The sequence below is a fragment of the Spirosoma sp. genome (assembly GCF_048594605.1).
Taxonomy (GTDB): Bacteria; Bacteroidota; Bacteroidia; order Cytophagales; family Spirosomataceae; genus Spirosoma.
Genome location: NZ_JBMDWV010000362.1, coordinates 17242 through 33450, shown reverse-complemented (window position 1 = coordinate 33450; position 16209 = coordinate 17242). Strand labels below are relative to the sequence as shown.

Genomic DNA, 16209 nt, shown 5'->3' with positions numbered 1-16209 from the left:
TTTCTTTCTGGTTTTTTGTCGAAGGAAGCAATTTTGGGTGGCGCTTTTAGTTGGGCTGAAGAGCGAAGCAATGGAGTGGCTTTTCTAATGCCGGTACTCTTGCTGCTATCATCTGTGCTAACCTCTTTTTACATGGTACGGCAGTGGCGCTTAATTTTCTTTGGAGATTATCGTAACGAGTCGCTACCATTATCCCAAGCTCATGAACCTGACTGGCTAATGCGGGCTCCAGTCGTGATTTTGACTGTTCTATCTGCCTGGTTCTGGTTTGCTTTTAACCCGGTTTCGGCGCATGATAGCTGGTTCTTTCGAATAATTCCAGTAGCGAACGACGCTGGATTTTGGTGGTTAGCGCCCGTGTCAATTGGTCTTGTTTTACTGGGAGGCTGGTTAGGTTTCCGAATGCGTGAACCCAATATAGAACGTAGCTACGTTCGTCTTTCGCTGGAATACGGTTTTCTTGATATAGCTTACCAGCACCTGCTTATTAATCCGATACTGAAAATAGCTTCGTTCCTGAACCGGACAGACCAGCGCGTAGTAGATGGAACCGTTAACGGCATCGGCGTATCGACCGTCGTGCTGGCTTATCTGACGAATGGATTGGATCGGTTTGGCGTCGATGGCTTTGTGAATGGAACTGCCTGGCTAATCAGGCGTTTGGGACGTATCACGCGTTCTGTGCAAAATGGCTTGGTACAATCTTACATCACAGCTACTGTGATTGGGCTATTGCTGATCCTTTGGTGGTTGTTATAATGTCTTTGGCAGCGCATTGCTGTCAATAAATAATAGATAACGGCGGCAATGCGCTGTCGGCGAGAAGTATGATTCTTTCGCTACTTATTTTTCTGCCTTTGTTTGGTTCGCTGCTGGTAGCCTTACTACCTGAAAACCAAACAGCGCAGTTTCGGTGGATTGCCTTGATCGTTACGTTGGTTGAAGTTGTCTTGTCAATTGCGGCTTACCTACGTTTCGACGTAACGGTTGCTGACTACCAGCTTATAGAACAGGCTAATTGGATCAGGCTACCCCTTGGCAATCTGGGTGTTGCGTCGATCAGCTATTTGGTCGGTGTCGACGGTATCAGTTTGCCGTTAGTTGTTTTGTCTGCGGTGATAATGCTCATTGGTGTGATTTCATCATGGGAGATGACGCATCGGCTTAAAGCGTATTATTCACTTTATTTGCTGCTGACAGGTACAATTCTGGGGTGTTTTGTAGCCCTCGATTTCTTCCTGTTTTTTCTGTTTTTCGAATTTATGCTCTTACCGATGTATTTTCTGATTGGACTTTGGGGCGGTCCACGTCGGGAATATGCATCGATTAAGTTTTTCCTTTATACTCTACTAGGGTCGCTGTTGATTCTCCTGGTGATGATTGGGTTGTACCTGTCTGTCATGGACCCAGTCAGTACGGCAGTTGCAGCAGGCATCATCGAAGATCCGTCGATGATAACCAGCGAAATTGTACGCACTCTGCAGGCGTATCTTCAGAATGGTCAGTTGAATGCCTCGCAGATTGTCCATACGTTCGATATGCGCTATCTGGCTGATATGGACAATTACCTTCCCAATGCTTTCCTGAATCCTGGTGCTGGCGCTGTTGCAATGGGTGTATTGGCCCGAACACTGGCCTTCTGGGCTGTATTTGTTGGCTTTGCCATCAAATTGCCCATTGTGCCTGTACATACATGGCTTCCCGATGCGCACGTAGAAGCCCCCACACCTGTATCGGTGGTGCTGGCAGGGGTTTTGCTTAAAATTGGCGGTTATGGTTTTCTACGTATTGCCTGGAATTTCTTTCCTGACGGCGCAGCTCAATACGCCCAAACGTTGGCGATTCTGGGCGTATTGTCCATTGTATACGGTGGATTGAATGCCCTGGCGCAGGTTGACGTTAAAAAAATGATCGCTTACTCATCCGTGTCGCACATGGGATTCGTTCTGTTGGGCATAGCGTCGCTGACTGCTGAAGGAATTAACGGCGCCATTTATCAGATGGTAAGCCACGGTATTCTATCAGCCATGCTGTTTCTGATTGCAGGCGTTTTATACGACCGTACGCACGACCGACGCATCGATTCGTATCGAGGATTGATACAGCCTATGCCACAATATACTGCGCTGACAGCGATTGCTTTCTTTGCGTCGCTGGGGCTACCGGGTTTTTCAGGATTCGTTGGCGAGTTGTTTACACTGATGGGTAGTTTTCAGTCGCCGTGGCTACCCGGCTGGCTTACGGCCGTTGCAATTACGGGTATTCTGCTGGCAGCCGCTTATTTTCTGTGGACGCTTCAGCGCATGTTTTTCGGACCTACCTGGGTTCGTCCTTTTGAGGGGCAGGGCGTTACGTCTGTACTTACCGATCTGACTATCCGTGAAAAAATTCTGTTAATTCCGCTAGGTTTGATGGCGTTAGGCGTAGGCTTGTTTCCCAACCTTATCTTCAACCTAACCAGCAGTACCGTCGCGCAATGGTTGGCGAAGTTCTCTATAGAATAATTTAACGGTTGTAATTCCGCTTTCTGACAAGTTGCCAGACGCCCCCAACTAAACCTACCAATGCCAGCGGACCGAGCAGATTCAGCAGTTGCCAGCCGGTCTGGTTGGCTGCGATTCGAATTTTGTCCAGGGGACGTAACGTAACGGTTCGAGTACGTGCAGCAATGACGCCATTTGGATCGATCAGATAGCCAAGGGCATTCAGCGCAAAATCTTTGTTCGCGTACGTATTGCGGGTAAATCGGTCATAGCCGAGCGGGTAAGGTACGTTACGTTTGTAATCAACATCATTCACGACCAGATCCCCATCCGAACAGATCAGAACGCGGGAGGCCAGACCTTCAGCCTGGAAACCGGCCGCTCGTGAATCGCCTGGTAAAATCCGATTGGCAAACATCGATCGAAACTTGCCTTCGAGTAGGCAGCCGATGATATGAACCCCTTCGTTATAGGTTTGTGGGTCGGGCTGTTGACGAGCCTCATTGTATGAAATTAAAGCAGGAGCTTTCAGAATCTTTGTGTAGGGCGAAGTCAGCAATAATGGCGTTTTATGAATTCCTGGCGACTGGACCGTATCAAGTGTACTGGCAAATCGTCCCAGAATCATATCTAGATTACGAACGATTGGATTGCCCGATGAACCGAAATTGTTTATCAACGGATAAAATCGCCAGGGTAATAACTGAATATTCGGTTTATCGCCCAGATTACCAACGTTCAAAGGGATAAGAGCACTACGAAGATCCTTGACTACATCGCGGTTGATACGTACTCCCCACCGGAAAAACAGATCGTCCAGATGCACGCTTAGCGGCTGAGCGTAAGCTCCTTCGTTGCTAACGCTATCGACTCGCTGGCCGTCCACGAAAAATAACGCTCGTCCACCTTTCACTACGTATTGATCGAGCTTAAACAGTTCATCTTCTGAAAAAGGCTGATCCGGTTTTAATACCAATACGGCGTCTACTCCTGCAATAGGGCCGGGTTTACTTGTGTCGATAAAAAACAGATCATACGTTAACTGAACTGATGCCAGCAAATCCGCAAAACGCGAAGGAGGAACCTGCGTGTGTCCAATGATTCCAACCCGATGCCGCGATTCTTTGGTTTGGGTTAGCTGTTGAATGGCCGAGGCCAGTTGAAACTCAATACCTTCGTAAGATTGGTTCAACTGCTCTTCAGGAGAGTCTGCTTTATTGCCTTTTAAGAATAAAACAGGAACTTCTTTGCCTTTGTACGAGACAATTGCACCTGGAAAAATAAGTTTTTCGGTTCGTTTTCCGCCTTCGTTGGCAAACAGGTTGGTAGGCGATAAACCCCGATTCTGTAGGGTCTCGATGAATTTATTTTTCGCATCGCTATTGGTGATAGCACCCGGGTCGATGAAACGGTACGTAACGGTTTTACCTGCCTGAGCCTGAAACTCATCCAACGTTTCCCGAACGGCGTTCTCAAGGCGTTTAAAACCCGGAGGAAGATCGCCCGTCAAATAAACATCTATATGAATATCGTCAGGCAGATCGGCCAGTAAGGTTTGGGTAGCATCGGAGAGCGTATAGCGTTTTTCCTGCGTCAGATCGAGCCGAAAAAAAACAAATGCCGATAGAACGTTAACGGCAACTAACGCAGCAATAACCAGAAGAGTACGCAGAGAAGCGGATTTCATATGTGACCTTAACGAACAACACCGCTGATATAATCTACAGGTTGCTCCTGAGGACTAACTTATTAGTATTTAATTCAGGCGTTGATCAGGAAGGACGCTGAGGTTAATCGCTTTCGCATCAGCCTGAGCTGTCTGGAGCGTGTCCAGCTTGTCTGGTTCAATACCTATTTCTCTCAAAATACGATATTGGCGAGCTTCTATGTAGGCTAGCCGAGCCATAATCTGATTCATTTTCGCGTCCTGTTCATCCTGACGAGCCAGAAGATAAGCCGTTTTCAACTCTAACTCGTCAAGACGTTGTTTATCGTGCTCACTCATAAAGTATTGAGGTTAAGAATCGTAATAGCAAGTTACATTTTTTTCATTTCCTTCTGATACGTAACACCATCTACCGGCCGTAAAATCCACCGTTGTCGTAGAAGCTCCGGCGACGGCTAAGTTTAAGTTCCTGCAGAATCGATGAGCGTGCCCGCAAATCGAACGAGTAGTTGCCTGCCCGAATATTATTGCCTGAATAAGGTGTCCAGTTAAATGCCATTTCCCAGCAGTGGAGGTCGCGGTTGATACCTATTGTGGTCAGCGTAGGGCTTTTATACTGGAAATCGTACCCTGTACTGATTGTGATTTTCCATTTGGGGGTCAAACTCAGGTCGCCCGTCAGCGTTAGGGCCTGAACAACCTGCGAAAGTTCCGGGGTCAGTTTAGTAAGGCCAAAGGTATAACTGACGTTCATCGACCAGGGAATATTGAAATCGACGTACAGCTCTGGATTATTATTAATTGCTTTCATGGTAGCCTCCGAAGCATTAGGGCTCGTTTTCTGTTTGTCGGCCTGTTTAGGGGCAAATCGTGCGCTGACGTAAGCCTGCATATTGGTCATACGTAGCAAACCCTGACCGGCCTGGAACGCGTACAGATTAGGCACCCGAATGAATTCCTGACCAGAATAAGGCTGATCGACGCGTAAGCCCTGAAGCGACGGTGAGAAGGCCAGCGGAGTGGTAGTTGTCGACGTACCGAAATAGTATTGCTCGGTGCCTCCATACGCCCGATAAGCATAGGGATCGAACGTAGAAGAAAAGTTAAAGCTGATGTTTTTGAAAATCTGCGTGTTGGCGCTAACGGCAATAGGCGATAGCTTGTAATCTGGAGCCAGAAAATTATAGCTACCCGTAATACTCAGATTATCGAAAATTGGAATCTTCTTGAACTCCTGCCCCGCAGAATCTGCTCGGGTGCGTACTTTCATTTCCAGCTGGTTCACAATACCGAAGGAGACAAAAGCCGCCTGCGAACTCGACGTACTTCCTGCCCCGCCATCTATTCCCCGAAACACCGATAAAGTTCGACGATATAAGGGTAGGGTAGCCAGAATGCCTTCTGCCGGTAAAATCTGTACCTGACCAAATGCCGGGTTTGTAAAATCCGGTACGTAGCTAAAGGAAATAGAAGGGGCAACCGTATGCCTGATCGCTTCGACACGTTTCCCACGAATGAAGTACGTACCGTAAAAGCGCGTATTCATGCTGGCATTAACCGAGAAATTGTAAGAAGGAAAAAAGCCTCGGGCTGTGTCAATGCGTACGGCGTTGCTATCAGGTACGTACGTATAATTCAGTTTTCGGCTGAAAATATTTCCCTGTAGCGAAAAACCCGGCGTCAGGTTAATATACCGCAGTAGCTTAACGTTTGGTAATGAGATGGGAATACTGTAGCGAGCCTGCACAACGCGATTCTGTAGAATCCGTTGCAGATTATCAAAATTGAAAGCAACCAAATTAGGGTCCTGCCGTACAATTCCTAAGCGTATATCGTTTGCCCGTTGAATACTATCCTGAATACGTTCCACCGTACTGATAGCCCGAAGACTCGTGATAACGGGAAACCCAAGCCCGGTTGTGTCAACCTGACTACGTATGGTGTTGCTGATGGCGAAGGAGCCGCTGACATCTAAGCCGACACGAAAACTTTCGTACCAACGGCCTGTGCCACCTTTCAGGGCAAAAGGCGCAATCTGGTTAACGCCAAAGTTAAAATCCGTCGAAACGTCTGTTTTGCCATTCTCACGAATCCCCGTTTGCTGATTAACTTGTCCAAACTGCTGATTAACACGGATATTGGCGCCCGCCCGAACGTACTGTCCGAAAGTGCGGCTATACTGGATTGATGATCCCGCTACGTTAGATGTGTAGGCCTGGGTGTTGAAGGAGTTAAACTGGTTATAGCTATTGCTCGTAATATTAACATTCGCCGAGAAGCTTCCCCGGCCACGAGGTACGGGTGAGTGAGACCAGCTGATTGCAAAATCCTTACGTGGTTTATTATTCGTTGTGTCAACGCGGTCGCCGGAACGGTTCAGATTGAACTGGAGATTAAAACTGCCGCTGTACCGGTATCGTGTGTTGTAGGCCGCTGACAAACCAAGCCCCCAGCTTCCTCTTGAATAAATCTGACCTTTAAATTGTAACCCTATGTTTTCGTTGACCGCCCAGTAATAGCCCCCGTCGCGCAAATAGAAACCCCGTCCGTTGGGTTCCTCGCCGTATTGGGGAATGATAATACCTGATACGCCGATTTCTTTCCGTTTCGGAAATGGAAAAAAACCAAAAGGTAAACCGATCGGGAGTGGTATCTGATTAATAACCAGATTGAAAGGGCCTGCCACAACCTGCTTGTTATGAATGACTTTTAGCTTACTGGCATTAATATGAAAGTGCGGTGTTGCCAGATTACAGGTTGTATAGATAGCCTTCCCGATGTACAGGTTATCTTCAGCGTCTTTCTTTACGGTTGTGCCTCGAATGTTGCCTTCACCCTGCTGCGTAATAACGCCCTGAATACGACCTTTTCTGGACTTAAAATTGTACCGGATTTCTTTCGTATCGTACTTACCTTCTCCATCCTGAAAAATTGGTCGACCTATCCATTTACTTGTGGTTGAATCATACCGTCCTTTTGCATAGACTTCATTGGTAAGGTAATTCAGGCGAATGTAGTTGGCTTTCAGAGAGATATCGCCATAAATGACGCTGGCGTCACCGAACAACTCTACAGTTCGACCATCGGCCGAATAAATGGTCGAGTCTTTGGCTTCGTACTTAACGGTTGTTTTAAATGCATCGGCATCTCGCGTTGAATCGATGCTGGCCGAGTCGTTGACGGCAATTCTGGAAGAATCACTACCAATGGCTGTTCTGGATTGTGGTCGGACGACATTGGGCGAAACTATACCACGCTCCGATGTGGCACCCGGCGCACTAGTCCGCGAGGCTGGAGACGTAACGGTTGAAGCGGCTGGTTTTGCAGGCTTCGTTGTGTCGGCGAGCGTTGTTTTAGACGGATTATCTGAAACGCGCTGTGCCGGAACTGAAGCAGGGGGTAACCCACCTTTTGCGGGTAATTGAGGCAAAGGTGTACTTTGCCCCAACGCATTGAGCGCCCAGAGAAACCAGATCAGACAGAGCGACGCCTTTATCCAGGTAAGTCGTGTTCGCGAGGGCCGCAAAATAAAGTATCGTTTCGTTTCGACTATCAAAAAAATTATATTTGCCAAAAGACCGTTAAGTCTACGACTTACAAAGGTATTCACGAACGGTTATCTCACTATTGCTTTGAAACGTTTTCAGCTGTTAAAAATTACTAAATCAACGAGCGAACGGACGGTGAGTTTCGCTCCCGGAATAATGACAACGTTAGCCGTTGTGGCTCTGCCCTTACTGGCCTTAACAACCCCTGATGTTCTCATCCCCGAATTGACTCAGGATACGGTCCGTACGGCCGGTTCTGAAACAAACTCATCGATAAACAACGTTTCTAATCAGCTCCGCACCATTGTTCTTGACGCAGGTCACGGTGGTAAAGACCCAGGCGCTCACGGTCGGTATGCCAAGGAAAAAACCATCAATCTGGCTCTGATACTGCAATTGGGCAGGAAAATTAAGAATAGATATCCAGATGTTCGGGTAATTTATACCCGATCGACAGATCATTTTGTTGATTTGTACGAACGGGGCGCAATTGCCAATCGGAATAGAGCTGATTTATTTATATCGATTCACTGCAATGCCAGCCCATCGAGCAGCCGGGTTTATGGAACTGAAACATATACCCTGGGATTGCACAGAACGCAGAGCAATCTTGACGTAGCCCGTCGGGAAAACGCCGTAATTCTACAGGAAAAAAATTATCAGCAGACCTATAAAGGGTTTAACCCAAACTCACCCCTGGCAACCATTATGCTGGCAAATTATCAGAATGCGTTCATGGCGAGCAGCATTAACTTTGCCGAAAAAGTGGAGCGGAGTTTCCGGCAAAATGCCGAGCGGAAAAGCAATGGAGTGAAACAGGCCGGATTTATTGTACTATGGAAAACGACCATGCCAAGTGTATTGATCGAAAGCGGCTATCTGACCAACCCGGCCGAAGAAGATTATTTGCGCTCTGAGGAAGGCCAGGAGACCATCTCTGATGCGATCTTCAAAGCATTTGAGCGGTACAAGCAGGAGATTGAGACAGATTAGTCGATCGCTGACCATTCTTTGTGAAACCCCAATCGCCGGTTAATAATTGACCTCGTATGAAAATTTCAACTTTCGGGACAAACATCCTCGAAAGTTGGTTATAAAGACAACCAATCGGTCGGCAAGCTTTATCGGGTTGTTCGCCTTCGCACACGCATGAAAGTTTCTCAGGAAGTAAAAGTAGGTTTACTCGCTGTTGTATCGCTGGCGATGTTCTACTTTGGATTTCGATTTTTGAAGGGTTCTGACTTCTTCTCCTCCACAAATAAATACCAGGTTATTTACGATAACATAGACGGTCTGACGCCATCAAACCCCGTCAGAATCAACGGATTGTCGGTTGGCCGAGTGAGAAGTATTGAAATACTGCAGGACCAGCGTAATAAACTACTGGTTACCTTAGAAATCAATAAAGGTATTCGGGTTACACAAGGTTCAAAGGCATTTCTGGCTGATGACGGTTTGTTGGGTGGTAAAATGATCCAGCTAAACGTTGATCCTGCCAAACCGCTGCTCGAAGATGGGGGTATGTTAGTTTCTGCCAAAGAATCAGGGCTATCGGCCCTTATTCGCGAGAAAACGCTTCCTGTGCTAAACAACGTTGATTCGCTTACGTACCAGCTTAATCGGGTTGTTGCTCAATTCGATCAGACGGGGCTTATTCTGAACAAAACCTTAAGCAGTGCCAATGCCGCTGTGGGTACGTTGGGTTTGACTGTTTCCGAAAACCGGGCGGCTCTGCAGGCTACGCTTGCCAATGTAAACCGGCTTTCGTCGTCACTTATTGAAACCGAAAAGCAACTGAAGCCGATTCTAACCAAGGCCGACAGCTTTGCGGATTCTCTGCAAAGTCTTCAGCTAAAGCAGACGCTGGCGACGGTCAACAAAACCGTTGGTAATCTGCAAACGCTTTTGGGGAATATCAATAAAGGCGAAGGCTCGTTGGGCAAACTGGCTTCAGATGAGGGATTTTACCGGAACGTAAACGCGACTACGGCCAGTTTGGAAAAACTGCTAACCGATTTCCGGGAAAACCCCAAACGCTACGTTCATTTCTCTCTTTTCGGACGTAAAACTGCCCCTTACGTAGCGCCAGCGGTACCAGCTGGTGCCACTGCGGTTACCTCCTCCACAGTTGTCGCTACACCTGCTGATTCAACGAAAAAATAGGCTGACCAGTCCGATCAACGGTAACGTACTGGCAAGAATTCCTAACTTGTAGCGTCTTGGATGCCTATCAATCATCCGCGTTACGTAGCATGCAGCCTTATCTTGATGAATTAGCTCAACGGATCACCCAAACCAAACTGGGTGGTGGTCTGAAAAAAATAGACGATCAGCACCGAAAAGGTAAACTGACCGCTCGTGAACGTATCGATTATTTGACAGATACGGAAAGCACATTCGTTGAAATTGGCCTGTTTGCGGGCGACGGTATGTATGATGAACACGGCGGCTGCCCGTCGGGAGGGGTAGTGGTTGGTGTTGGCTACGTATCAGGTCGTCAGTGTGTTATTGTGGCCAACGATGCTACGGTCAAAGCAGGAGCCTGGTTTCCGATCACCGCCAAGAAGAATCTGAGGGCGCAGGAGATTGCGATGGAAAATCATCTGCCCATCATTTACTTAGTCGATAGTGCGGGTGTTTATTTGCCCTTACAAAACGAAGTGTTTGCCGATAAAGAACATTTCGGGCGAACATTTCGCAACAACGCCCATCTTTCAGCTATGGGTATTTTTCAGGTAGCGGCCATTATGGGCAGCTGTGTAGCGGGGGGGGCCTACTTACCCATTATGTCCGATGAGTCGCTGATTGTAGAGGGCACAGGCTCTATTTTTCTGGCTGGACCATATCTGGTAAAAGCGTCGATTGGTGAAGACGTTGACGCCGAAACCCTCGGCGGAGCTACCACGCAAACCGATATTTCAGGCGTTGTTGATAACAAATTTCCCGACGATAAAAGCTGTCTGGATGCTATCAAGCGTATTTTTGATAAACTCGGTCATCCACAAAACGCTGGTTTCGACCGTATTGACCCCGCACCTCCGGCCAAAACACCGGAAGATATTTACCAGATTCTACCCACGGATCGGGTAAAACCCTACGACATGCAGGAAATTGTGGATAGGCTTGTGGATAACTCAGCCTTTGATGCGTATAAACCGGGTTACGGCCAATCGCTGATTTGTGGTTATGCACGTATTGACGGCTGGGCCGTGGGTATCGTGGCCAATCAACGGAAAGTCGTGAAAGCGAAAGGTCGGACCGGGCAGCCGGTGGAAATGCAGATGGGGGGCGTTATTTACGGTGATGCGGCTGACAAGGCCGCCCGGTTTATCATGAACTGTAACCAGAAGCGCATACCATTGGTATTTTTGCAGGACGTATCAGGCTTTATGGTTGGCAGTCGGGCCGAGCAGGGCGGCATTATTAAAGACGGTGCCAAAATGGTCAGCGCGATGGCGAATTCGGTGGTGCCGAAGTTTACGATCGTGGTTGGCAATTCGTATGGAGCGGGTAATTACGCCATGTGCGGCAAAGCTTACGACCCGCGATTGATGCTAGCCTGGCCAACGGCGCAAATGGCGGTTATGAGTGGTGCATCGGCCGCTAAAACCTTACTTCAGATTCAGGTAGCGGCTCAAAAAGCGAAAGGCCAGCCCATGACGACTGAGGAAGAGCAGGCTCAGTTAAAAAAAATTACGGATCAATACAACGCGCAACTGTCGCCTTACTACGCTGCCGCCCGGCTTTGGGTTGATGCGGTTATCGACCCGCTGGAAACCCGGCAACATATTTCAGAAGGTATTGCCGCAGCAAATCATGCGCCTATTACAAAACCATTCAGCGTAGGCGTAATTCAGACGTAGAATTATTTATTACATGCTCCGGTTGTAAATCGCTTAATACCATGTGCTTCTGCAACGCACGAGTTCCCATACGTTTTGCCGTTACAACCACAAACGGGACTATAATTTAGGTAGCAGTTAATTTCTGGATTTACTTTTTCCACGCATTCCGGGTCAAGATCTTTATGACATCCGGCTCCTATGCCGATCCAGAAAACCACAACAATAAGTTTTCGCATAGCTGTAATTTTTAAGCTATGACCCACTATTCATCAGATCCGTTGGAACGTATTATTTCTTCTGACTACGTACCGCTTTCACTTCATCGGCAGTAATTTCACTGGCTTTGTTTCCGAAATTACTTCGGACGTAAGTTAATACGTCGGCAACCTGCGTATCGGTCAGAAAGTCGTGGGCAGGCATGGCGTTGTCATATGCATCACCTTCGATCTCCTGCCCCTGTAATCCGTTCAGTACTACGTTTATGAGTCGGGTTTTATCGCCCAGCACCCAATCCGTTCCCTTTAAGGGCGGGTTAAGATTAGGCACGCCCGAACCATTTGCCTGATGACAGGTAAGGCAGTGTTGCTCGTAAATAATCTGCCCGGGCAATTTGGCAGCCACGGCTGCAGGTTTAGGAGCAGGTTTCGCTGGCTTTTTCGTCTGAGCAACGGTCACAGACGATGACAGGCAGATAAGAAGAACCAGAAATTTCATAGCGTTGAACCTATATAATAAACGTAACATCATTTGCGCCATTTCAAGGTGTTAAGTAAATGCAGAATATCCTTGCGAATGTATTGAATTACAGGCTGGAGCGAATCATTTTGCGTAGCGGTATTGAAGTATAACGCGCCCCGTAAAAAGTGCTTCGTCGAATCTGTGGTGATAAATTGTACCTGACTCGGGACCTCCCCCGCTAAATCTATTACGCTCGCTTCCAGCCCTGATTTCAAGCGAAGTTTTTTTTCTTCAATTGCGTACGCCTTAATATTATGCCGGGCCGCCAGTTTGTAAGAATCGTCCAGCATAGCGCGCAGGCGGTTAACGTCATTTCCAACAGGTTTGTACGTTAGTTGAACACTGGCATGATAGGCCGGATAGTTAATAAAAATCCAATCCGGTTCAGATCGGGCGAACGTATCAGGCAAAATACGAGCAATGTTATTGTACTCGAATTGATACGGATGCGTTGGCTCAATCGGTTTGTAAACGGGTGTCGGTAAATCAAAACGCGGGAAGCCTTTCGGTTTAGGAACGTAATTATCGGACGAGCTGCTGCCACAGGCCGCCAGCCAAAGGCTACTGAGAAGAATAAGCGAATATCGTATCACGGATTGCATAGAATCAGAATACGTAATCAACGAAAAAGCCCAGCGGTTTGGTGCCAGGCTTTTATAAAGACGTAGTACGTATCGTTTAAACGTTCACATTTTCGAGTTCTTCCTGCCGTACAGGCTGGCCCATCAACGTAGCAAATCGGTTGATATTGAACGTAGGTTCAAACCAGACTTCGCCCATAACCGGATGCTTAACCGGTACTTCCGGGTTCTGGATCTCATTGAGCAAAACACCTGTTTCGCCAGTTGTATGCCGTTTGACTTGCCGAATCGTGTACATTTTATCGCGCTTAGGCGTTTGCACACCAAACTCAGCATAAAAAGCTAACACAGGAGCCGCAAAATTGTCGTTTGTGCAAATAACTTCCATTTGTCGGATCAGACCGCCCAAGCGGCCAGGATTTTTCAGATTTGCTTGATTAACACGATTTTGCAAAAAAATGTCTTAATTCTGGCAAAAATATTAGTCTTCAAACAAATTGCCTAATTGACCCAGAACGGAGCCGCCTTCTTTGTGGCTCTGCGCACTACCGGGCGACAGACGTTGAACCAGCTTGGAGATTGGCATCGATTGAATCCAGACTTTGCCCGTGCCACGTAACGTAGCCAGGAATAAGCCTTCGCCACCAAACACCATACTACGTAGTCCGCCGGCCCGCTGAACGTCGAAATTAATGCTGGGCTCAAAGCCAACGACGCATCCTGTATCGACACGTAGCGTTTCGTTATTTAACATCCGCTCGACTACCACCCCCCCGGCATGAATGAAAGCCATACCATCGCCCTGCACTTTCTCCAGAATAAACCCTTCACCACCGAAAAAACCCGATCCCAATCGTTGATTGAATTGGATGCTCAATTTTGTCCCTAAAGCCGCGCACAGAAACGCATCCTTTTGAACAATAAGCGTATTACCGTAAATATTGGCCAGATTGACAGGCATAACGGTACCCGGATAGGGAGCCGCGAAAGCCACCTTTCGTTTGCCGACGCCCCGGTTGGTGAAATGCGTCATAAATAAGGATTCGCCCATAATCATACGCGAACCGGCCTGAAGCAACTTACCCAGAAAACCCTGATCCGGTTGCGAGCCGTCGCCCATTTTTGTCTCGAACGTAATACCGTCTTCCATAAACAGCATGGAACCTGCTTCGGCAATTACGGTTTCGTTAGGGTCCAGTTCAATTTCAACGATCTGGATATCTTCGCCAATGATTTTGTAGTCGATTTCGTGAGAGTACATGGTAAGAGTCGTTAGTGCCGGGCCGCCGGTACGTTCTAGGGTTAGTTAAAGTGAGCGAAAACTACAGAAACATGCGCATTTTGGCCATCAAATTTCGTACAAACGGCATAAAAAAAGCCCGACTGGGCATTTTAACAAGTCGGGCTTTTAACGCTGATTAATATCATCGGGCAAATCGTTGTCCGTTTCGTCAAAAAGATGTTCGTCGTCAGAATCATCCTTTTCATCGTCCGGCTCAGGCTCTCCTTTCAGATTTAAATCCGTGCGATGCCGTAATTTCTTATCGTCAACCGTTTTATTCAGAAACTGATTGATTTTATCAATATCAAAACTCGTTGTGATTTCACCGAACGAGTTGATTTGAATATCGAATCCTTCGAGTTCCTTATGAACCCGAGGCTTATCGTTTTCGTCGGGATTGGTCTTTTTCTTTGCCATGAGTCGCTACGTTTACGTGGGAAAGCGGACCACATTCCCACTGGCTATAACTAAAAAAATTACCTGAAGTTAACTGACGGGCAGTTTTAGATTGGCTAGGGCCTTCTCTAACCGGCTGATCGTTTCCGGCTTTCCAATGATTTCCATGGTAAGCATCAGGTCAGGACCAGCACCGGAGCCTGTTAGGGCCAGACGTAGCGCCTGCATAATTTTCCCCTGTTTGATACCCGCTTGTTGCATGGCATCCGATAATGCATGTTTGATCGTATCGGCTACAAACTCACCCTCGAACGATTGCAATGCATCCCGAAAAGCGGTTACGGCGTTTACGGCGTCGTTGTTCCATTTGGCTGCGGTTACGGCTTCGTCATACGTAGCGGGAGCGTTGAAAATGGTGCCCGCTTCCGTGAAGATTTCGTGCGCAAAGTTTACGCGTCCTTTGAGCAATGACGCGATTTTTTCGGCCTTTTCCAGCGAGCAGGAAAAACCGGCTGCTTCAGCCTGCTGCTGTACGGTTGGGGCTAGTGCGGCATCCGATTGCTGACGGATATATTGGTGGTTGAACCACTGCGCTTTCTGAATGTCGAACCGGGCCCCAGCTTTGTGAACCTGATCAATATCGAAGCTGGCAATCAACTCGTCCATCGTAAACAGTTCCTGCTCCGTTCCGGGATTCCAGCCCAGCAGAGCCAGAAAATTAACCGTTGCTTCAGGCAAATAACCTTCTTCGCGAAAACCACGTGCCACCTGACCCGTCACGGGATCAGTCCATTGTAACGGAAAAATTGGAAAACCGCCTAAATCCGCATCGCGCTTACTAAGCTTACCACTTCCTTCGGGCTTCAGCAGCAAGGGCAAGTGAGCAAACTTAGGCATCGTGTCTTCCCAGCCCAGGTAGCGATATAACAATACGTGTAGCGGAGCCGATGGTAGCCACTCTTCGCCCCGGATGACGTGTGTGATACCCATCAGGTGGTCATCGACAATATTGGCCAGGTGATACGTTGGCAGGCCGTCAGATTTCAACAGTACTTTATCGTCAATCGCTGATGAATGCACGTTAACCCAGCCACGAATCAGATCATTCAGACGCACTTCTTCCTTGCGGGGTGTTTTCAGCCGAATAACAAACGGATCCCCAGCGTCGATACGTGCCCGAACGTCATCTGGCTTCATAGTCAGCGAATTGCGCATCTGCATCCGCGTAATGGAATTATACTGAGCAGCGGGCGCATTAGCCTCTTCGAGCCGCTTACGCATGGCATCCAGCTCCTCAGCGGTATCGAAAGCATAATACGCTTTCCCTTCATCCACCAGGCGCTGGGCTTCTTTTTGGTAGATTTCTTTTCGTTCCGACTGACGATACGGTGCGTTTGGTCCCGGTCCGTCGCCACGGTCAACGCCCTGACCTTCGTCAATTTCGATACCAACCCAACGTAGTGATTCCAGAATGTACTCTTCGGCACCCGGTACGAAACGATTTTGGTCGGTATCCTCAATACGAAGAAGCATTTGACCACCCATTTTACGGGCAAATAGATAATTAAAAAGCGCAGTACGCACTCCGCCAATATGAAGAGGGCCAGTTGGGCTAGGCGCGAAACGAACGCGAACAGGAGTTGACATAATGAATGAGTTTTGAATGCTTG

The 16209-nt window shown here is 47.8% G+C and carries 14 protein-coding genes and 1 pseudogene; 5 read left to right on the top strand and 10 right to left on the bottom strand.

All coding sequences use genetic code 11. The annotated features are described in order from the left end of the window. Together ACOJS8_RS22245 and ACOJS8_RS22240 are read left to right on the top strand one after the other, a co-directional pair. A pseudogene (locus ACOJS8_RS22245) lies at window positions 1-759 on the top strand (NADH-quinone oxidoreductase subunit M); the annotation flags it as partial. 68 nt (window positions 760-827) lie between these two features. Beyond that, complete coding sequence (locus ACOJS8_RS22240) at window positions 828-2504, top strand: complex I subunit 4 family protein (RefSeq protein ID WP_420150754.1); 1677 nt, start codon at window positions 828-830, stop codon at window positions 2502-2504. A gap of 1 nt (window position 2505) precedes the next feature. Here ACOJS8_RS22240 and gldG read toward each other — a convergent pair whose 3' ends face one another. The 3 genes from gldG to ACOJS8_RS22225 all read right to left on the bottom strand — a co-directional run bounded on the left by gldG (window position 2506) and on the right by ACOJS8_RS22225 (window position 7675). Then, window positions 2506-4170: a gliding motility-associated ABC transporter substrate-binding protein GldG gene (gene gldG / locus ACOJS8_RS22235; RefSeq protein WP_420150753.1), complete on the bottom strand. Its 1665-nt coding sequence runs from the start codon at window positions 4168-4170 to the stop codon at window positions 2506-2508. 69 nt (window positions 4171-4239) lie between these two features. After that, complete coding sequence (locus tag ACOJS8_RS22230) at window positions 4240-4488, bottom strand: hypothetical protein (protein WP_420150752.1); 249 nt, start codon at window positions 4486-4488, stop codon at window positions 4240-4242. Between the two features lie 70 nt (window positions 4489-4558). Next, window positions 4559-7675, bottom strand: coding sequence for a putative LPS assembly protein LptD (locus ACOJS8_RS22225; protein WP_420150751.1), 3117 nt, complete (start codon window positions 7673-7675; stop codon window positions 4559-4561). 178 nt (window positions 7676-7853) lie between these two features. Here ACOJS8_RS22225 and ACOJS8_RS22220 point away from each other — a divergent pair, with 178 nt between their 5' ends. The 3 genes from ACOJS8_RS22220 (at window position 7854) to ACOJS8_RS22210 (ending at window position 11560) form a co-directional block, all read left to right on the top strand. Next, window positions 7854-8690, top strand: a complete 837-nt coding sequence (locus ACOJS8_RS22220; protein ID WP_420150750.1) for an N-acetylmuramoyl-L-alanine amidase family protein — start codon at window positions 7854-7856, stop codon at window positions 8688-8690. A gap of 156 nt (window positions 8691-8846) precedes the next feature. After that, the gene (locus tag ACOJS8_RS22215; RefSeq protein ID WP_420150749.1) at window positions 8847-9860 is read left to right on the top strand and encodes an MlaD family protein; all 1014 of its coding nucleotides are present in this window, start codon (window positions 8847-8849) and stop codon (window positions 9858-9860) included. A gap of 89 nt (window positions 9861-9949) precedes the next feature. After that, complete coding sequence (locus ACOJS8_RS22210) at window positions 9950-11560, top strand: acyl-CoA carboxylase subunit beta (RefSeq protein WP_420150748.1); 1611 nt, start codon at window positions 9950-9952, stop codon at window positions 11558-11560. A gap of 2 nt (window positions 11561-11562) precedes the next feature. On the opposite strand, the gene ACOJS8_RS22205 is transcribed toward ACOJS8_RS22210, so the two are convergent. The 7 genes from ACOJS8_RS22205 to gltX all read right to left on the bottom strand — a co-directional run bounded on the left by ACOJS8_RS22205 (window position 11563) and on the right by gltX (window position 16186). Then, the gene (locus ACOJS8_RS22205) at window positions 11563-11778 is read right to left on the bottom strand and encodes a Kazal-type serine protease inhibitor domain-containing protein (RefSeq protein WP_420150747.1); all 216 of its coding nucleotides are present in this window, start codon (window positions 11776-11778) and stop codon (window positions 11563-11565) included. 52 nt (window positions 11779-11830) lie between these two features. Continuing rightward, window positions 11831-12256 carry a c-type cytochrome gene (locus ACOJS8_RS22200; RefSeq protein WP_420150746.1) on the bottom strand — a complete coding sequence of 142 codons (426 nt, stop codon included), beginning with the start codon at window positions 12254-12256 and terminating at the stop codon, window positions 11831-11833. A 29-nt stretch (window positions 12257-12285) separates the two neighbouring features. Next, a complete protein-coding gene (gldD, locus tag ACOJS8_RS22195) occupies window positions 12286-12882 on the bottom strand; it encodes a gliding motility lipoprotein GldD (RefSeq protein ID WP_420150745.1) in 597 nt (198 codons plus the stop codon). A 76-nt stretch (window positions 12883-12958) separates the two neighbouring features. Next, entirely contained in the window at window positions 12959-13249 is a 291-nt protein-coding gene (locus tag ACOJS8_RS22190) for a hypothetical protein (protein ID WP_420150756.1), read from the bottom strand. Window positions 13250-13342: 93 nt separating this feature from the next. After that, a complete protein-coding gene (locus ACOJS8_RS22185; protein WP_420150744.1) occupies window positions 13343-14122 on the bottom strand; it encodes a TIGR00266 family protein in 780 nt (259 codons plus the stop codon). Between the two features lie 147 nt (window positions 14123-14269). Next, complete coding sequence (locus tag ACOJS8_RS22180) at window positions 14270-14560, bottom strand: hypothetical protein (RefSeq protein ID WP_420150743.1); 291 nt, start codon at window positions 14558-14560, stop codon at window positions 14270-14272. Between the two features lie 69 nt (window positions 14561-14629). Then, on the bottom strand, window positions 14630-16186 hold the full coding sequence (gene gltX / locus ACOJS8_RS22175) for a glutamate--tRNA ligase (RefSeq protein ID WP_420150742.1): 1557 nt from the start codon (window positions 16184-16186) through the stop codon (window positions 14630-14632). Window positions 16187-16209: the final 23 nt, after the last annotated feature.

Excerpts from the sequence above, each read along its gene's own strand:
- ACOJS8_RS22240 (WP_420150754.1), top strand. The coding sequence starts at position 828 with ATGATTCTTTCGCTACTTATTTTTCTGCCTTTGTTTGGTTCGCTGCTG.
- gldG (WP_420150753.1), bottom strand. The coding sequence starts at position 4,170 with ATGAAATCCGCTTCTCTGCGTACTCTTCTGGTTATTGCTGCGTTAGTT.
- ACOJS8_RS22230 (WP_420150752.1), bottom strand. The coding sequence starts at position 4,488 with ATGAGTGAGCACGATAAACAACGTCTTGACGAGTTAGAGTTGAAAACG.
- ACOJS8_RS22220 (WP_420150750.1), top strand. The coding sequence starts at position 7,854 with ATGACAACGTTAGCCGTTGTGGCTCTGCCCTTACTGGCCTTAACAACC.
- ACOJS8_RS22215 (WP_420150749.1), top strand. The coding sequence starts at position 8,847 with ATGAAAGTTTCTCAGGAAGTAAAAGTAGGTTTACTCGCTGTTGTATCG.
- ACOJS8_RS22210 (WP_420150748.1), top strand. The coding sequence starts at position 9,950 with ATGCAGCCTTATCTTGATGAATTAGCTCAACGGATCACCCAAACCAAA.
- ACOJS8_RS22205 (WP_420150747.1), bottom strand. The coding sequence starts at position 11,778 with ATGCGAAAACTTATTGTTGTGGTTTTCTGGATCGGCATAGGAGCCGGA.
- ACOJS8_RS22200 (WP_420150746.1), bottom strand. The coding sequence starts at position 12,256 with ATGAAATTTCTGGTTCTTCTTATCTGCCTGTCATCGTCTGTGACCGTT.
- gldD (WP_420150745.1), bottom strand. The coding sequence starts at position 12,882 with ATGCAATCCGTGATACGATATTCGCTTATTCTTCTCAGTAGCCTTTGG.
- ACOJS8_RS22190 (WP_420150756.1), bottom strand. The coding sequence starts at position 13,249 with ATGGAAGTTATTTGCACAAACGACAATTTTGCGGCTCCTGTGTTAGCT.
- ACOJS8_RS22185 (WP_420150744.1), bottom strand. The coding sequence starts at position 14,122 with ATGTACTCTCACGAAATCGACTACAAAATCATTGGCGAAGATATCCAG.
- ACOJS8_RS22180 (WP_420150743.1), bottom strand. The coding sequence starts at position 14,560 with ATGGCAAAGAAAAAGACCAATCCCGACGAAAACGATAAGCCTCGGGTT.
- gltX (WP_420150742.1), bottom strand. The coding sequence starts at position 16,186 with ATGTCAACTCCTGTTCGCGTTCGTTTCGCGCCTAGCCCAACTGGCCCT.